The sequence below is a fragment of the Paraburkholderia caribensis genome, assembly GCF_002902945.1.
Classification (GTDB): domain Bacteria; phylum Pseudomonadota; class Gammaproteobacteria; order Burkholderiales; family Burkholderiaceae; genus Paraburkholderia; species Paraburkholderia caribensis.
The window spans coordinates 2,051,996-2,067,289 of record NZ_CP026102.1; the positions used below are offsets into that span (position 1 = coordinate 2,051,996).

Genomic DNA, 15,294 nt, shown 5'->3' on the forward strand with positions numbered 1-15,294 from the left:
GGCCCACCGACGTAATGATCAGACCGAACGCAACGCCCCACACCGGACCAGCCTTGCCTGATTCGAGTTTGTGAGAAAGCTTCATCGTAATTCTCCCCGCAACAAATACGCGCTGGTCAATCAGCGCTTCATGCTTTCAGCGCGTGCGCCGCGACTGGACCGTGTGCCGGGCAGTCAACAGCGCGCCGCCTTCGAACGCAACGAACAATACGATATATACCGTTTTCAAAATTACCTGTCATTCCTTCAGAGCGTCGCCATGGTCACGCCCTCCGCGTCGGTACGCGACAGACCATGGCCTGCAGCGGCCCCGCCGTACCCATGTGTGCCCGCTACGACGCTACGCCGCCACGGCGCTCGCTGCGCGCTCGTCTGGCGCCGCATTTTCAGCGGCCTCACTGAGGCTCACCTGCGATGCGCCAGTAACATGCACGATTTGGCACGGCGGCTTCGGCATCGGCTCGTCGTCGGCAAAGGCGGTGGCGCAGCGCATCGCAAACGCCAGCGCCGATTGCCGGTTGGCGAAGTAGCCCAGATCGCCCAGCGAAGTCGCTTCGCCATCTTCCTCGAGGCAGCGCGCACCGACACCGCCCCGACCACGGCGGGATTGGTCGCCGCGGTCGCCACCCATACGACGTCTTTCAGCGACTCCGGCAAACCATGATTGACGATGATGGCCGACACGCCGAGGCTGATTGCCTGCTGAATCTGCTCGCGCTGTTCCGACGCATCCTGACGGCCTTCATAGATGCGCAAGTTCCTTCCGCTGCGCCGGACGTGCTGACGGGCATTCGTATCGGCCTGGGCGTCGGCTGGTCGGTACTGGTTGCCGCGGAACTGATCGCGGCCACGCGCGGGCTCGGCTTCATGATCCAGTCCGCCAGGCAGTTTCTGGAAACCGTTGTGGTCATCATGGGCATCATCGTGATCGCGCTGCCGTCATTGCCCGCCCCGACGCGTGCCAGACCTGCTTCATGTGCGAGCTGTACTGCCCCGCCGACGCGCTGTACGTGCACCCGTTCGCGAACGAGCACGTGGCCGTCGACGAGGCACAGCTCGCGCGCGAAGGCGCTTGGCGCCTACGGCCGTTCGCTCGGCTGGAAGCGGGCACGCGCAGGCGGCACCGGGCGCGATGAAACACATCGCCTGTTCGAACTTGGCGTGACGTAGGGCACAGATCCGCAACAGTCCGCCGGAAATCGCCCGCCACGGTGGAATGCATATGCCTCAAACGCATATGCATTCGACGATCGCTTGTTTTACGGCGCAGCGGCGCGACGCTAAGCTCGGAGTCCGCCATCGACTTTCCATGGCTTCACCGCCTACGCTCATCATGCCGACCTCCGCCGAACAGGCCGCCGACAGGCTGCTCTCCGGACTCGAATTGCGCAGCACCCTGTTTCACGTAGGGCGCTACTGCGGGGCGTATCGCGCGTCGACGGCGGGACATCAGCGCGCGAGTTTTCATCTGGTGCTGGAAGGCACGTGCTGGCTTCATCTCCCCGCCAAAGAAGGCCGCGCCGCGCAAAGCACACGGCTCGTCGCGGGCGACGCCGTGTTCCTGATGCACGACATGGCACATTGCCTGACGCCCGACCCCAACGCTCCATCCGACGACGAATACGCCGTGCGCATCGGCGCCATGACGCCGCTCGACACGCTCGACCGTTCACACGATGGCATCGCGCTGGCGTGCGGCTTCTTCGAATTCCGTTCCGATCTCGGCGAAGCGATCACCGGTCTGCTGCCCGATCACATCGTCGCACGCCATGACGACACGAAGCTGGCCGGCGCGCGCACGCTATTCGATCTGATCCGCGTGGAAGCCGCCCGTGCCCAAGACGCACCCTCGCCGCTCATCAATCGTCTGACGGACGCGCTGTTCTTCTATGCACTGCGCGCCGTCGCGAGCGCCGACGATTTCGCGCCGGGCCTGTGGTCGGTGATGCGGCGCTCTGAATTTACGCCGCTCGTCAGCGCGATCATCGAGAAACCCGGCGACGACTGGACCACACACACGATGGCGGCGTTTTGCCACATGTCGCGCGCGCGTTTCTGCAAGCAGTTTGCGCAAGTGTGCGGACAACCTCCTGCGCAGTTTCTCGCGCTGCTGCGCATGAAGGTCGCGGCGGAAATGTTGAGGCACGGCGCATCCACCCTCAGCACGGCGGAGCACGTCGGCTATCAGTCGGAATCCGCCTTTGCACAGGCCTTCAAACGCGTCACGGGCCTGCCGCCGGGTACATGTCGCCGCGAGCCCGCAGGCGTCGCACAGACGCCCGTCCATTGAGTTGAGACGAATGCGCATGAAAGCGAGACGGCGGCGCATTGCCGGCTCGGGTGGCGGCGTCAACAATGAGGCTTTCCGATCGAGGATGCCATGAGCCGTCTGCCTCTCCAAACCATCGAAAGCGCGCCCGAAGCCAGCCGCCCGTTTCTTCAGAAGTCGCAAGCCGCGAATGGCTTTCTGCCGAATCTGGTTGCGGCACTTGCCAATGCGCCCACTGCACTCGAGACCTATCTGACCGTCGGCGAAATCAATTCACGCAGCGGTCTCACGCTGGCCGAACGCGAAGTCGTGCAAATCACGGCCGCCGCGATTCACGGCTGCGGTTTTTGTGTCGCCGGTCATACGGCTGTCGCGCTGAAGAAGGCGCAATTGCCCGAAGCGATTGTGGATGAAATCCGTGCGCAAGGCACCGTGTCCGACGTGCGTCTGCATGCCGTTGCCGCATTCGCGCGTGAAGTGATCGCCACGCGTGGCGCCGTGTCCGACGAAGCCTTCGCCGCGTTCAAATCCGCCGGTTACAGCGACGCCAACGCACTCGAAGTGGTTCTCGGCGTGAGCCTAGCGACGCTGTGCAACTTCGCGAACAACCTGGCGCGCAACGAGTTGAATCCGCAGCTCGAAGCGTATCGCTGGGAGCCGAAGGCGCAGGCCGCATGAGCGGGCCCGTGAGCTTCGACGCGCTCGACGCGTGGCTCGACGCGAACGCCGAGGCACTCGACGTCGACGCATCCCGTGCGTCAGAGGTGCTGCCGCAACTGGTGCGCTCGCGTGCCGTTGCGGCGGGCGTGCCCGAAGCGCTGGGCGGCGCGGGCGGCAGCATCGCGGACGCAATCGATACGGTCGCCGCCGTCGCACAACGCTCGCTGACCGCGGCCTTCGTGCTGTGGGGGCATCGCACCTTCATCGAATACGTGTTGCAAAGCGAGAACGAGGCACTGCGCACACGGTGGCTGGCACCGCTTCTGGCGGGCGAGATCGCGGGCGCCACAGGGCTGTCGAATGCGATGAAGTATCTGTCCGATATCGAGCCCTTGCAGATGCACGCGGCACGCAGCGGCGACGCATTCGCGCTGAACGGCAGCCTGCCGTGGATCACCAACCTGCGGCGTGAAGGCTTCATCGCCGCCGCAGCCTTCGATCACGACGACGGCTCGCCGCCCTCCATCTTTGCAATCCCGCACGATGCACCCGGCGTCGAGCGCAGCGACGATCTCAACCTGATCGCCCTGCGCGCGAGCAATACGGCTGCGCTGCGCGTCAACGGCACGGTGCTCGACGACACGTATCGCCTCGCCGCCAACGCACCCGTTTGGCTCGCCCGGGTGCGTCCGGCATTTCTCGGCCTGCAATGCGGAATGTCGATCGGACTCGCGCGACGTGCGTTGCTCGCCACGCTGGAAGCGAGCGAAGCGTCGCGCGGATCGATCCATGAAGAAATTCACGAGCTGGAAGCGACACTCGCCAATCAGTCGTCGCAACTGAAGCAGGGCGTGCTCGACGGCACCTTCTTCAACGCGCCCGCAACGATGTTCGAACTGCGCATCGCACTCGTCGATACCGTCACGCAAGCCGTCTCGCTCGAAGTACAGGCGACGGGTGGGCGCGGCTATCTGCGCGGTCAGAGCGGCGGCGCGCGGCGTGTGCGCGAGGCATCGTTCATTCCCATCGTGACGCCGAGCCTCGTGCAACTGAAGTCGCAACTCGCGCGGCATCGACGGGCGGCAGCGGCATGACGCAAGGCGCGCATATCGTCGCAAGCGGCGTCACACTGCGCTATGCCACGCGTGGCGTGCTGAATGGCGTCGACCTGGCGGTCGCGCCGGGCGAACTCGTTGCGCTGCTCGGACCGAGCGGTTGCGGCAAGTCGTCGCTGTTGCGGGCCATCGCGGGCCTGACGCGAACCACGTCCGGCGCGATTCGCGTCGATGGCGCAACGGTCGATGGACCGCGCCCCGAAGTCGCGCTCGCGTTTCAGGATCCGTGTCTGCTGCCGTGGCTCACGGTCGAGCGCAACGTGGCTTTCGGGCTGACCTTCGCGCGTCAGCCGCAACTCGCGCGCACGGTCCGCAAGGAACGCGTGACGAAAGCGCTGGCCGCCGTCGGGCTGGAACATGCCCGTCACTGGCTGCCGTCGCAGCTCTCCGGCGGCATGGCGCAGCGCGTCGCGCTGGCACGCTGCCTCGCGCGCGAGCCACGCGCATTGCTGCTCGATGAACCGTTCGGCGCGCTGGACGAAGTGACCCGCGCCGACATGCAGCAGCTTCTGGTCGCCGCCGTGCGCAACACAGGCGCATCCGCGCTGTTCGTCACGCACGACATCGACGAAGCGCTGCTGGTCGCCGATCAGATCGTGCTGCTCGGCAATCGCGGCACGCTCGTCGGACGCTGGGCAATCGAACTGCCGCAGCCGCGCCACACCCAGTTGCGCTCGCTCGGCGAGTTGCGCATATCCATCCTTCAGGCGCTGCAAAACTCGATATCAGCGGCAGCCTGAATCCGGCACACACAAGCGGGGAATCTTCATGTGCAACGTACCGATGTCACGACGCGAATGGCTCAAGCTCGCGTCACTCTTCACCGTCGCAGGCGCGGCGCCGCTGCTGAAATCGCTCGACGCGCGCGCTGCCGTCGATCCCGATGCGCCCGTGCGCATCGGCTACCTGCCCATCACCGATGCAACGCCGCTGCTCGTCGCCCATAACAACGGGTATTTCGACGCAGCAGGCGTCCGGGCGGAAAAGCCCACGCTGTTGCGCAGTTGGGCGCAACTCGTCGAGGCATTCCTGTCGGGACAGGTCAACGTGGTGCATCTGCTTTCTCCGATGACAGTGTGGGCACGCTATGGCAGCAAGGCGCCCGCGAAGGTGGTGGCATGGAATCACGTGAACGGATCGGCATTGACGGTTTCGCCCGAGGTAAACACGGTGGCGGATCTCGGCGGCAAAACGGTTGCCGTGCCGTTCTGGTATTCGGTGCATAACGTCGTGCTGCAAGACCTGTTGCGCGCGCAGGGCCTCATGCCCGTGCTGAAGCATTCCGGTACGCCCGGGCCGAAGGAAGTCAACCTGATCGTCATGCCGCCTTCCGACATGCCACCCGCGCTGGCCTCGAAACAGATTGCGGGTTATATCGTCGCCGAGCCGTTCAATGCGGCCGCCGAGCAACTGAACGTCGGCAAGATTCTGCGTTTCACGGGCGACGTGTGGCGCAATCACGCGTGCTGTGTGATCTTCATGCACGAGCAGGATCTGACACAGCGCGCGGCCTGGTCGCAGAAGGTGGTCGATGCCATCGTCAAGGCGCAACTGTGGACGCGCGCCAATCCGCAAGAGGCCGCAAAGCTGCTCTCGAAGGAAGGTCCGAATCACTACACGCCGCACGCACCGCAACTGCTCGCGCGCGTGCTGGCGCCACAGGCCGCCGATCACGGCCGTTATCTCGGCGACCATGCGATCCAGCACGCCGACTGGAACTCGAAGCGGATCGACTTCCAGCCCTATCCGTATCCAAGCTACACGGAAGAACTCGTGCGCCGGCTGAAAACGACCCAGGTGGAAGGCGCGAGCCAGTTCCTCGCGTCGCTCGATCCGAAACAGGTCGCAAGCGATCTCGTCGATGACCGCTTCGTGAAGAAGAGCATCGAAGCATCGGGCGGCCTAGCGGCGTTCGGTCAGGATGCCAGCTATTCCCGCAAGGAGACGATCGTTGTCTAGCGTGCTCGTGCGTGAGGCTTCGTCACCGGCACGCAGCCGCAGGCCGGCGTCCGCGCATTGGCGCAGTGTCGTGCTCGGCGCCGCGGGCCTGGCCGCCGCCTTGGCGCTCTGGTGGCTCGCCGCCACGCTGCTCGCGGACCACAACGCGATGGCCGCGCAGTTCGCGCCGCAGCGCGCGCTGGAAGCCCTGCCTGCCCTTATCACCAGCGACCAGTTGCTCGTGCATGTGGCGACCAGTCTCAAGCGTATTGCCGTCGGACTTGCATGGGCGCTCGTGGTCGGCGTGCCACTGGGTTTCGCCATCGGCCGTTTGCGCTGGCTCGAACAGACGCTCTCGCCCACCTTGCAATTCCTGCGCATGATCTCGCCCCTTTCGTGGATGCCGCTGGCCGTGATGTCGCTCGGCGTCGGCGATCGTGCGGTGTATTTTCTGCTCGCGTTCGCCGCTGTGTGGCCGCTCGTGATGAGCACGGCGTCAGGCGTCGCACATCTGGACCGGCGCTGGATCCAGCTTGGCGAAAGCCTCGCCGCCACGCGCGCGGAAATGCTCTGGCATATCTATGTGCCGGGCGTCGCTGCACATGTGCTCACTGGCGTGCGACTCGCTATCGGCATCTTGTGGATCGTGCTGGTGCCTGCGGAAATGCTCGGCGTGAGCGCGGGACTCGGCTATCTGATTCTCGATACCCGCGACCGGCTCGCGTATTCGGAGCTGACGGCCGTCATCCTCGTAATCGGCGTGCTGGGTTTTCTGCTGGATCTCGCGGCGCGCGCCATTGCCGCGCGCCTGTCGAGTGATGTGGCGATGCGGGATCAGTAGATCCCTGTATCACGCCGACGCGTTGTTGACACGCAGTGAACCGGTCCGTCACGTCGGATGCGCCTGAGCCTCGCTGCTGACCTTCCTCGAAGCGGCGCGCCGGGCGCCCGCTTCGTATAACTCGCAACCGTGGCGCTTTGTGCATGCGCGTCGCGGCACGGCACGCGGGGACCGCTTTCCCGGCTTTCTCAGCGAGTTATCCGTTGACGGCAACCGCTTGACCGGCCGCTGCGCGCTCCAGTTCACTGCGCGAATGCGCGAGACTGAAGCGTTCGTTGGACGGCGTGCCGTTCAGATGATAGTTGCCCACGGCCGCTTCACGCTGGATCGCCGGGTTATGCGAAGCCAGCACGCGCGCATTGCGCCAGTGACGGTCCAGCCGTCGCGTTTCGCTGGTTGCCGAGGCGCCGCCCACTTCGAACACCAGCGTTGCCGCTTCCAGCACCTGTTCGATCACGATTTGCTGCGCCTGGTACGCCTCGATATCGAGCGCGATATACGTTTCCTTCGTTGCGTGTCCCGCGAGTCGCGCCTGATAGGCGCTTTCCAGCGAGCGCGCGACCGATGCCGTGATGCTCTCCGCCGAATACGCGAGACTGGCGAGGCGCCCGACTACGCGATGCACAAGCGGATTGTCACGCGGACTGGAGCGGCCAGGTACGCCGAAGGTTCGCGTGTGCCCCTGCGCAAAGGCCACGCCGTCACGCAGCACGGCCCGCGCAATGCCTGTCAGCGTCGCAAGATGGACAGTCTGATAGAACGCCGTCAATGAAGTATTGCGGCGCGGCTCCGACGCCTTGTAACGCACCAGCAGCTGATCGTCTGTCACATGCACCGACTCGAAGCGCGTCGTGCCGCTTGCCGTCAGACGCTGGCCAAATCCGTCCCAATCGTCGATGCGCGCGACACCCGGTGCGTCCGCGCGCACCACCACGCGCACGTCGTCGGTGCTGTCATGGGCGGCAACGTCGATCCAGTCCGCGTAGAGCGCGCCCGTGCTGTAGTACTTCTCGCCATTCAGCCACCAGCCATTGCCGCCCTTGTCCGCTACCAGTGTGACGGTGTTGTGCGTGCTGCCCGTACGTTCGGAGATCGCCGCACCAACGGTTTCGCCCGCCGCAATCTTCGGCAGCCAGCGCTCGCGCAGTGCTTCGTCGTCGCTTTCGAGCCGGCTTTCGATAAAGCCCGAATTCAGCCGCAAGATCTGCGGCAGATTCGAATCGGCCTCGCCGAGCCGCGTCAAAAGACGAAAGAATTGCGGCAGGCTCACGCCGCTGCCGCCATAACGCTTCGGCACGCGCAACGCGGTAAATCCCGCTTCCTTCAGCCAGCGCACGGCTTCGTAGGCGAGTTCCCGATTCTGCTCGCGCTCGATGCTGCCGGCGGCAATCCGCTCGAATACAGGCGCAAAGCGTGCGTCGAGTTCCGCATCGTCGGCGCCGCTGGCGGCGTCGTGCGGGGCGGCGGGAATCGTACTCATCGACAGTCTCCGGACAGGTTCACAGCCCTCCAGACTAAGCGCCGCCAACACGGCGCTGCAACCAACAAAAGCCGATAACGATATGCGCCAGACCGCGTAGCGCACCTTTGTGCCTATACGCCGCTACGTGCATTGCTAATCTCGCGCGGCCGGTTAAGTTTCTGCAAAACGATTATTGGAGCGTGCACAGCTCGCTTTTTATACTCGGCTCTCAGTCAGCACTCGCCGCATGAGAGTGCCAGCGAGAGTCCCATTTTTCATTTGCCTGGAAGGAAGGAACAGATGAGTTTGCGTCCGTTACATGATCGCGTGATCGTGAAGCGTCTCGATCAGGAAACCCGTACTGCATCGGGCATCGTGATTCCCGATAGCGCCGCCGAAAAGCCGGATCAGGGCGAAATCGTGGCCGTCGGGCCGGGCCGTCGCGGCGACGACGGCAAGCGTATCGAACCCGATCTGAAGGTCGGCGAACGCGTGCTGTTCGGCAAGTACTCGGGCCAGTCGGTGAAGGTCGACGGCGACGAACTGCTGGTGCTGCGCGAAGAAGATATCGTCGCGGTCGTTCAATCCTGAGGAGAATTCAATCATGGCAGCCAAAGAAGTCGCTTTCAGCGATCACGCACGCTCGAAACTGGTGGAAGGCGTCAACCTGCTCGCCAATGCCGTCAAGGTGACGCTCGGCCCGAAAGGCCGCAATGTCGTGCTCGAACGGAGTTTCGGCAGTCCCATCGTCACCAAGGACGGCGTGTCCGTGGCAAAAGAAATCGAGCTTGCGGACAAGTTGCAGAACATCGGCGCGCAACTCGTGAAGGAAGTCGCGTCGAAAACCAGCGATGCCGCAGGTGACGGCACGACGACGGCCACCGTGCTCGCGCAGGCCATCGTGCGCGAAGGCCAGAAGTACGTGGCGGCAGGACTCAATCCGCTCGATCTGAAACGCGGCATCGACAAGGCGGTGATCGCCGCCGTCGAAGAACTCGCGAAGATCAGCAAGCCGACCACCACCAGCAAGGAGATTGCACAGGTTGCGACCATCTCGGCAAACGGTGAAGAATCGATCGGTCAGCGCATTGCAGAAGCCATCGACCGCGTCGGCAAGGAAGGCGTGATCACCGTCGAAGACGGCAAGTCGCTGGCCGACGAACTCGACGTGGTCGAAGGCCTGCAATTCGATCGCGGCTATCTGTCGCCGTATTTCATCAACAATCAGGACCGCCAGCTCGCCGTGCTCGAAGAGCCGTTCATCCTGCTGCACGACAAGAAGGTCTCGAACATCCGCGATCTGCTGCCCGTGCTCGAACAGGTGGCGAAGTCGGGACGCCCGCTGCTGATCATCGCAGAAGACGTGGAAGGCGAAGCGCTCGCGACGCTGGTCGTGAACAACATTCGCGGCATCCTGAAGACAGTGGCCGTCAAGGCACCCGGCTTCGGCGACCGTCGCAAGGCACTGCTCGAAGACATCGCGATTCTGACGGGCGGCCAGGTGATCGCAGAAGAGACCGGCTTGACGCTCGAAAAAGCCACGCTCGCCGAACTGGGCCAGGCCAAGCGCATCGAGGTCGGCAAGGAGAACACCACGGTCATCGACGGCGCAGGTGAGAAAGTCAACATCGAGGCACGCGTGAAGCAGATTCGCGCGCAGATCGCCGAGGCAACGTCCGACTACGACCGCGAGAAGCTGCAGGAACGGGTGGCGAAGCTTGCGGGCGGCGTGGCCGTCATCAAGGTGGGCGGCGCGACCGAGATCGAAGTGAAAGAGAAGAAAGATCGCGTCGACGATGCGCTGCACGCTACGCGCGCGGCCGTCGAAGAAGGCATCGTGCCGGGCGGCGGCGTGGCGTTGATCCGCGTGAAGCAGGCGATCGCCGAGCTGAAGGGCGCGAATGCCGACCAGAATGCCGGCATCAACATCGTGCGCCGTGCGCTCGAAGAACCGCTGCGCCAGATCGTCGCGAATGCAGGCGAGGAAGCGAGCGTAATCGTCGCCAAGGTCGCGGAAGGTTCGGGCAACTACGGCTACAACGCGGCCACGGGTCAGTACGGCGATCTCGTCGAAACGGGTGTCGTCGATCCGACCAAGGTCACGCGTACCGCGCTGCAAAATGCGGCATCCGTGGCCAGCCTGCTGCTGACGACGGACGCCACCGTGCATGAAGCGCCCAAGGACGCAGCGCCCGCTGCTGCGCCGGGCGGTCCGGGCGCGGGTGGTCCTGGCTTCGACTTCTGACGCACGGTTGAGAGAGTGCGCTGACGCTGTGAAGCGTCAGCGCCAAAAACGCCGCGCGTATCGTGATGGCGCCGTCTTGCAACACGAACAGGCCGCCATTGCTCTCCTTGTCCCTTCCGAGGTCGGAGATCACCGCCTTCACAGGCGCATGCGGCCGCGAGTTTCGCGATCGAGCCGTTGAATGCGCCACCGAAACGGGCGTTGCCCGTGACGCCGTGACAGCCGCCTGAATGTCCCGCGGGCCGCTGATCGCATGAACAGACCGTCGGCAGGTTCTCCGTCGCTTTGTTAAGCTCCTGATGGTGCGCTTTGCGATAAGGATAGGGAATGAACGATCAGTCTGAATTTGTGCCGCCAAAGGTGTGGAGCTGGGACAAGCAAAACGGCGGGCGTTTCGCCAGTATCAATCGTCCGGTTTCAGGCGCTACGCATGAGAAAGCGCTGCCTGTCGGCAGACATCCCCTTCAACTGTATTCGCTCGGGACGCCAAATGGCGTGAAGGTCACCGTAATGCTGGAGGAGCTCCTCTCGGCAGGCCATGTCGGTGCCGAGTACGATGCATGGCTTATCAGAATCGCTGACGGTGAGCAGTTTGGAAGCGGATTCGTCGAGGCAAATCCAAATTCCAAGATTCCTGCCCTCGTTGATCGCAGTGGCACCGAACCCGTGCGCGTCTTTGAGTCAGGCGCGATCCTCCTGTACCTCGCGGAGAAATTCGGCGCGTTTATTCCTCGCGACCCTTCACAACGTGCTGAATGCCTGTCCTGGTTGTTCTGGCAGATGGGCAGCGCCCCTTACGTCGGAGGCGGTTTTGGACATTTCTACGCCTACGCGCCGACCAAAATGGAATATCCAATCAACCGGTTCACAATGGAGACGAAACGCCAACTGGATGTACTGGACAAGCGACTTGCGGAGAATCGATTCCTCGCAGGCGATCAATACACGATTGCTGACATCGCCGTCTGGCCCTGGTACGGCGGGCTTGCGAAAGGATGGCTATACGATGCAGCTGAATTCCTGTCCGTGGATGAGTACAAGCACGTTCAGAGATGGGCAGACGAAATCTATCGACGGCCTGCCGTCCAGCGCGGCCGTATGGTCAATCGCGTCTATGGCGACCCCGCGACGCAACTTCACGAGCGTCATGACGCAAGCGATTTCGAAGCACGCACGGAAGACAAGCGAACAAGATCCTAGGCCGGGCATCTGACAGAAGCGTTGTAGCAACGGTCCTCGCAAATCCAGGCGCGAATCCCGTCAAGCCGTGAGCTACGCGTATTTGTCACCGACCGTGCTGCGAATCGGATGGGTATCGTAGACGATGACCATCCGCTCGATGAGCCCATCGTCGTCGAATTCGAAAACATCGACGCACTCGAAACGCACCGCGGTCCCATCTTTTAGCCCCCAGTCATAGACGAAGTATCCGGTCGCACGTCGGGCTCCCGTCGTGCTAACGCAGATGTCGATAGGCGTTATTCTGCTTTCTCCAGACGCTGCGCTGACCTTCGCAAAGAATGGCGCAGGGCGCATCCAGCCGAGAAACGGCGAGAAGATCTGGGCGTCCGGCGTGAACAACGCGCAGATCGCCGCGACATCGCCGCGCTCCAACTCGCCGAGATAGTTGCGAACCTGCCGCGTGTATAGTGCTTCCGACGATGAGTCCATCTTCATTCTCCGATCATTCGTTGACAACTCCGCGCGTTCGAGCGGACGCGCATCCGATGCAGGCACGATAGCGATGCACCGATGACCGAACAATCGAAAAATCCGCAACCCGGGTATGCAACCCATGCATATCCATTAGCCGACCTCACGCGGGCGCTGCCGCCGCTGACAGCGTTCCAGTCATTCGTCGCCGCGGCGCAACTCGGGAGCATCAGCAAAGCCGCTGACCATCTGTGTCGAACGCAGGGCGCGGTGAGCCGGCAGATCCAGCAGCTGGAAGCGCACTACCGGTGTGCACTTTTCGTGCGCCACGCGTCGGGGCTGACGCTGACGGCGGAAGGAAGCCAACTGTTGACCGTGGCCGTAAGCGTACTCACGCAACTGGTTCAACACGCAGACATTCACGCCAGCACAGCGTCTGTCGTCACCGTGCGGTTGCCGTCCACATTCGCAATTCGCTGGTTGCTCCCGCGGCTGGCAGACATCCATCACGCGTTGCCTGGAACAGAACTGCGCATCTCCACATCCGCGGACGACACGCCGGATTTCACCACGCCTGACGTCGACGCCATCGTTGTTCGTGGAACCGGGCAGTGGGCGGGTATGGACGCGGTTCCGTTGTTTGCCGAGCACCTCACACCGATGTGCACAAGCGAAATGGCCGCATCGCTTGGCTCGGCAGCCGACCTTGCAGATGTCACATTGCTCCATCCCGGGCGCGGCCACGAGGAGTGGCGATGCTGGCTGGACAGCGTCGGGGCACGGCACATCGACGCGGACCGTGGGCTCGTTTTCGATACCCTCGAATTGACGCTCACCGCTGCGGCGGAAGGGCATGGAGTTGCAATAGGCGATCCCCGGATGGCGAGGGACCGCCTGCGGGCAAAGACACTGGTGACGCCTTTTATCGACGTGGCGCAAAACGGCTTGTCGTACTTCGTCGTCTACCCCTCCCAACGAGCCGCACAGTCCAAGATTCGCGCCCTCGCTGACGTCCTGTTCCGGCTTGCGCAGGAAGCGTGATTGTTATCGAGGAAAGCAGTCCTGTCGTGCGACGAGACCGTCGGCGGCACGCGACCGCCCCTGTTCCGCCGTTCTCGCAGCCGTCAAAGCCGTCCCGATAGTAGTTCTCCTGGAAACGACTCATCCCGAACCAGCGCGGGAACCAACGCACTCATTCAAACGATCTATTTCGCGGGAGATCTGTTTCCGTCTGCCTTCTGACGACGTTGATTACCTTGCGACAGCCGCCACCGGACCGACTCGTCCGCGCCGGGACCTGCCTGGATCTCCAGATCCGCCGGGTTGGTCTGCTCCCCCGTCTCCTGATCGATAAAGCTCCACCGTACCTCGGCCCCTGTCTTTCGATTCACGAACTTCATCGGAGGCGCCGAGGCTCCGGAAACTTCCAGACTGTCCCCAATCTGCGCGAGTACCGGCATCACGGGGGCGATCTGCCAGCCTTTGTGAGTCAGCAGATATTCGAATCGCTCGGGATTCGCCTGATAGCGCCTGCGCTCAACGAGGCCGTTGGCCTCCAGATGCTTGAGCCGGTCGCTGAGCGTTGCGTTGGTTATGCCGGACGACTGGCGGAACTCGTCGTAACGGCTCAAGCCGCAGACCAGGTCGCGCAGTATCAGCAAGCCCCATCGGTCGCCTATCGCCGCCATAACACCGGCAATCGGGCACACCATTCCGTCAAAACCCTTCGAGCGCATGAGCCATTTCCCTGATTAGCCTCGGCAATCGTCGCCGGGGGTGAGTCTCATTATAAGAGCCACGCGGACATCGACGATACGTTTTCACGCAAGTGGCCCGCCGCCTTCCCTGTTCAAGCGCCGAAAAGTTCTTGTCGTGTGGGTCACTAACTCTTATCATAAGAGTTAGTGACCCACTTGCCGACCTCCGTCGTCGGTGGGCGTCCGCCGTATCGAACTCAAGGAAACCATCATGCCTCCCCACGCCACTTCCAGAATCTTCGTCATCGGCGGTACAGGTGCGCAGGGTCTGCCTGTCATCAGCGCGCTCGTCGCGGACGGCAAGTATTCCGTTCGCGCCCTGAGCCGAGACCCCGATTCCCGGCGCGCCAGGGCGCTGCTCGCACTCGGCAACGTATCGATCCTGAAAGGCACGTTTGCCGACGAAGCCGTTCTGCGGGCGGGCATGCGCGGTTGCGACGGTGCGTACGTCAACCTGGACGGGTTCAACACCGGCGAGAAAACGGAGATCTACTGGGCAATGCGTTGCTACGAAATCGCTCTGGAAGAAGGCATCAAATTCTTCGTCTACGGCAACCTCGACTACGCGCTCAAAAAGGCTGGCAACGATTCCCGCTTTCGGACTGGCCATTACGACGGCAAAGGTCGCGTAGGCGAATGGATCCTGTTCCAGAACCAGACGAACCGGGACCGCATGGGCGCGGCCGTGTTCACCACCGGGCCGTACATGGAGATGGCGATTTCCGCGATGACGCCAATGACGCCGTTCGTCGAGGACGGTGTCGTCACCTGGCGCGTGCCGCTCGGCGACGGGGCGGTGCCACATGTCGCGCTGGAGGACTGCGGCTACTACGCGCGCTGGCTGTTCGATCATCCGGAGCGCGCGAACGGCATGGATCTCGAAGTCGCCATCGAGCACGTCGAGTACGCAAAGCTGGCCGATGCGTTCGAAAGGGTGACCGGGCATCCGGCGCGCTACATCGACACGGATCTGGACACTTACTGGAACGGCCCGCTCAAGATGGCGGCGAACCTGCCCGCCGGATACAACGCGGACCCGAATGACAAGAGCACGATGAGTTTCCGCGACAACTTCACCGGGTTCTGGAACATCTGGAAGCACGGCGTGATCCGCCGCGACTACGCGCTACTCGACGAAATCCATCCGAACCGCATCCGGAGCGTCGAGCAATGGCTTCGACGCGAAGACGAGCGTGGCCGGCAGCAAGGCAAAGGGAGTCTCTGGGAGCGGGTGCAGCCCGACGTCCTGTTCAAGTCGGTGCCGCTCCTGAAGCTGTCCGAAGACGGCAGAAAAGGCGCGCTCTAGGTTCCCGCATCACGTCCCGCAGATATCAGGAAGTCGATCAAACAGTTA

General features: G+C 63.0%; 15 protein-coding genes and 3 pseudogenes. 14 read left to right on the forward strand and 4 right to left on the reverse strand.

Translation table 11 applies throughout. The features are described 5' to 3' along the window. Positions 1–70: 70 nt before the first annotated feature. A complete protein-coding gene (locus C2L66_RS42410) occupies positions 71–664 on the forward strand; it encodes a hypothetical protein (protein ID WP_158512176.1) in 594 nt (197 codons plus the stop codon). Here C2L66_RS42410 and C2L66_RS41820 read toward each other — a convergent pair. Further along, positions 631–765, reverse strand: a pseudogene (locus C2L66_RS41820) (sugar ABC transporter substrate-binding protein); the annotation flags it as partial. The gene C2L66_RS42410 and the pseudogene C2L66_RS41820 sit on opposite strands and share 34 nt — an antisense overlap. Here C2L66_RS41820 and C2L66_RS25770 point away from each other — a divergent pair. The 8 genes and pseudogenes from C2L66_RS25770 to C2L66_RS41825 form a co-directional block, all read left to right on the forward strand. After that, positions 757–945 (forward strand): annotated as a pseudogene (locus tag C2L66_RS25770) (taurine ABC transporter permease); the annotation flags it as partial. The pseudogenes C2L66_RS41820 and C2L66_RS25770 overlap by 9 nt on opposite strands. A 364-nt stretch (positions 946–1,309) precedes the next feature. Continuing rightward, positions 1,310–2,290 (forward strand): AraC family transcriptional regulator, encoded by a 981-nt coding sequence (locus C2L66_RS25780; RefSeq protein WP_322789547.1) that lies wholly within the window; start codon positions 1,310–1,312, stop codon positions 2,288–2,290. Between the two features lie 90 nt (positions 2,291–2,380). Then, positions 2,381–2,947, forward strand: coding sequence for a carboxymuconolactone decarboxylase family protein (locus C2L66_RS25785; RefSeq protein ID WP_060605690.1), 567 nt, complete (start codon positions 2,381–2,383; stop codon positions 2,945–2,947). Beyond that, positions 2,944–4,023, forward strand: coding sequence for an acyl-CoA dehydrogenase family protein (locus C2L66_RS25790; protein ID WP_060605687.1), 1,080 nt, complete (start codon positions 2,944–2,946; stop codon positions 4,021–4,023). Before C2L66_RS25785 ends, C2L66_RS25790 begins: the two co-directional genes overlap by 4 nt. Beyond that, the gene (locus tag C2L66_RS25795; protein WP_054933853.1) at positions 4,020–4,784 is read left to right on the forward strand and encodes an ABC transporter ATP-binding protein; all 765 of its coding nucleotides are present in this window, start codon (positions 4,020–4,022) and stop codon (positions 4,782–4,784) included. The genes C2L66_RS25790 and C2L66_RS25795 overlap by 4 nt, the downstream gene beginning before the upstream one ends. A 28-nt stretch (positions 4,785–4,812) precedes the next feature. Further along, entirely contained in the window at positions 4,813–6,003 is a 1,191-nt protein-coding gene (locus C2L66_RS25800) for an ABC transporter substrate-binding protein (RefSeq protein WP_060605684.1), read from the forward strand. Then, positions 5,996–6,823, forward strand: a complete 828-nt coding sequence (locus C2L66_RS25805) for an ABC transporter permease (protein ID WP_060605682.1) — start codon at positions 5,996–5,998, stop codon at positions 6,821–6,823. Before C2L66_RS25800 ends, C2L66_RS25805 begins: the two co-directional genes overlap by 8 nt. 67 nt (positions 6,824–6,890) lie before the next feature. Beyond that, a pseudogene (locus C2L66_RS41825) lies at positions 6,891–7,025 on the forward strand (nitroreductase family protein); the annotation flags it as partial. Here the strand turns inward: C2L66_RS41825 and C2L66_RS41475 are convergent. Next, complete coding sequence (locus C2L66_RS41475) at positions 7,020–8,303, reverse strand: acyl-CoA dehydrogenase family protein (RefSeq protein WP_060605679.1); 1,284 nt, start codon at positions 8,301–8,303, stop codon at positions 7,020–7,022. The pseudogene C2L66_RS41825 and the gene C2L66_RS41475 sit on opposite strands and share 6 nt — an antisense overlap. Before the next feature lie 282 nt (positions 8,304–8,585). On the opposite strand from C2L66_RS41475, the gene C2L66_RS25820 reads away from it, so the two are divergent. From C2L66_RS25820 to yghU, 3 genes are all read left to right on the forward strand, one after another. Continuing rightward, positions 8,586–8,876 carry a co-chaperone GroES gene (locus C2L66_RS25820; protein WP_060605676.1) on the forward strand — a complete coding sequence of 97 codons (291 nt, stop codon included), beginning with the start codon at positions 8,586–8,588 and terminating at the stop codon, positions 8,874–8,876. Positions 8,877–8,889: 13 nt separating this feature from the next. Continuing rightward, the gene (gene groL, locus C2L66_RS25825; protein ID WP_054933849.1) at positions 8,890–10,530 is read left to right on the forward strand and encodes a chaperonin GroEL; all 1,641 of its coding nucleotides are present in this window, start codon (positions 8,890–8,892) and stop codon (positions 10,528–10,530) included. A 327-nt stretch (positions 10,531–10,857) separates the two neighbouring features. After that, a complete protein-coding gene (gene yghU / locus C2L66_RS25835) occupies positions 10,858–11,730 on the forward strand; it encodes a glutathione-dependent disulfide-bond oxidoreductase (protein ID WP_054933848.1) in 873 nt (290 codons plus the stop codon). A gap of 72 nt (positions 11,731–11,802) precedes the next feature. Here yghU and C2L66_RS25840 read toward each other — a convergent pair whose 3' ends face one another. Further along, a complete protein-coding gene (locus C2L66_RS25840; protein WP_176056893.1) occupies positions 11,803–12,201 on the reverse strand; it encodes a nuclear transport factor 2 family protein in 399 nt (132 codons plus the stop codon). An 81-nt stretch (positions 12,202–12,282) separates the two neighbouring features. Here C2L66_RS25840 and C2L66_RS25845 point away from each other — a divergent pair, with 81 nt between their 5' ends. After that, positions 12,283–13,224 (forward strand): LysR substrate-binding domain-containing protein, encoded by a 942-nt coding sequence (locus tag C2L66_RS25845; RefSeq protein WP_060605671.1) that lies wholly within the window; start codon positions 12,283–12,285, stop codon positions 13,222–13,224. A gap of 164 nt (positions 13,225–13,388) precedes the next feature. Here the strand turns inward: C2L66_RS25845 and C2L66_RS25850 are convergent, their stop codons facing one another. Next, positions 13,389–13,919, reverse strand: a complete 531-nt coding sequence (locus C2L66_RS25850) for a winged helix-turn-helix transcriptional regulator (RefSeq protein ID WP_054933845.1) — start codon at positions 13,917–13,919, stop codon at positions 13,389–13,391. A gap of 232 nt (positions 13,920–14,151) precedes the next feature. On the opposite strand from C2L66_RS25850, the gene C2L66_RS25855 reads away from it, so the two are divergent. Further along, positions 14,152–15,246 (forward strand): NmrA family NAD(P)-binding protein, encoded by a 1,095-nt coding sequence (locus C2L66_RS25855; RefSeq protein WP_060607176.1) that lies wholly within the window; start codon positions 14,152–14,154, stop codon positions 15,244–15,246. Positions 15,247–15,294: the final 48 nt, after the last annotated feature.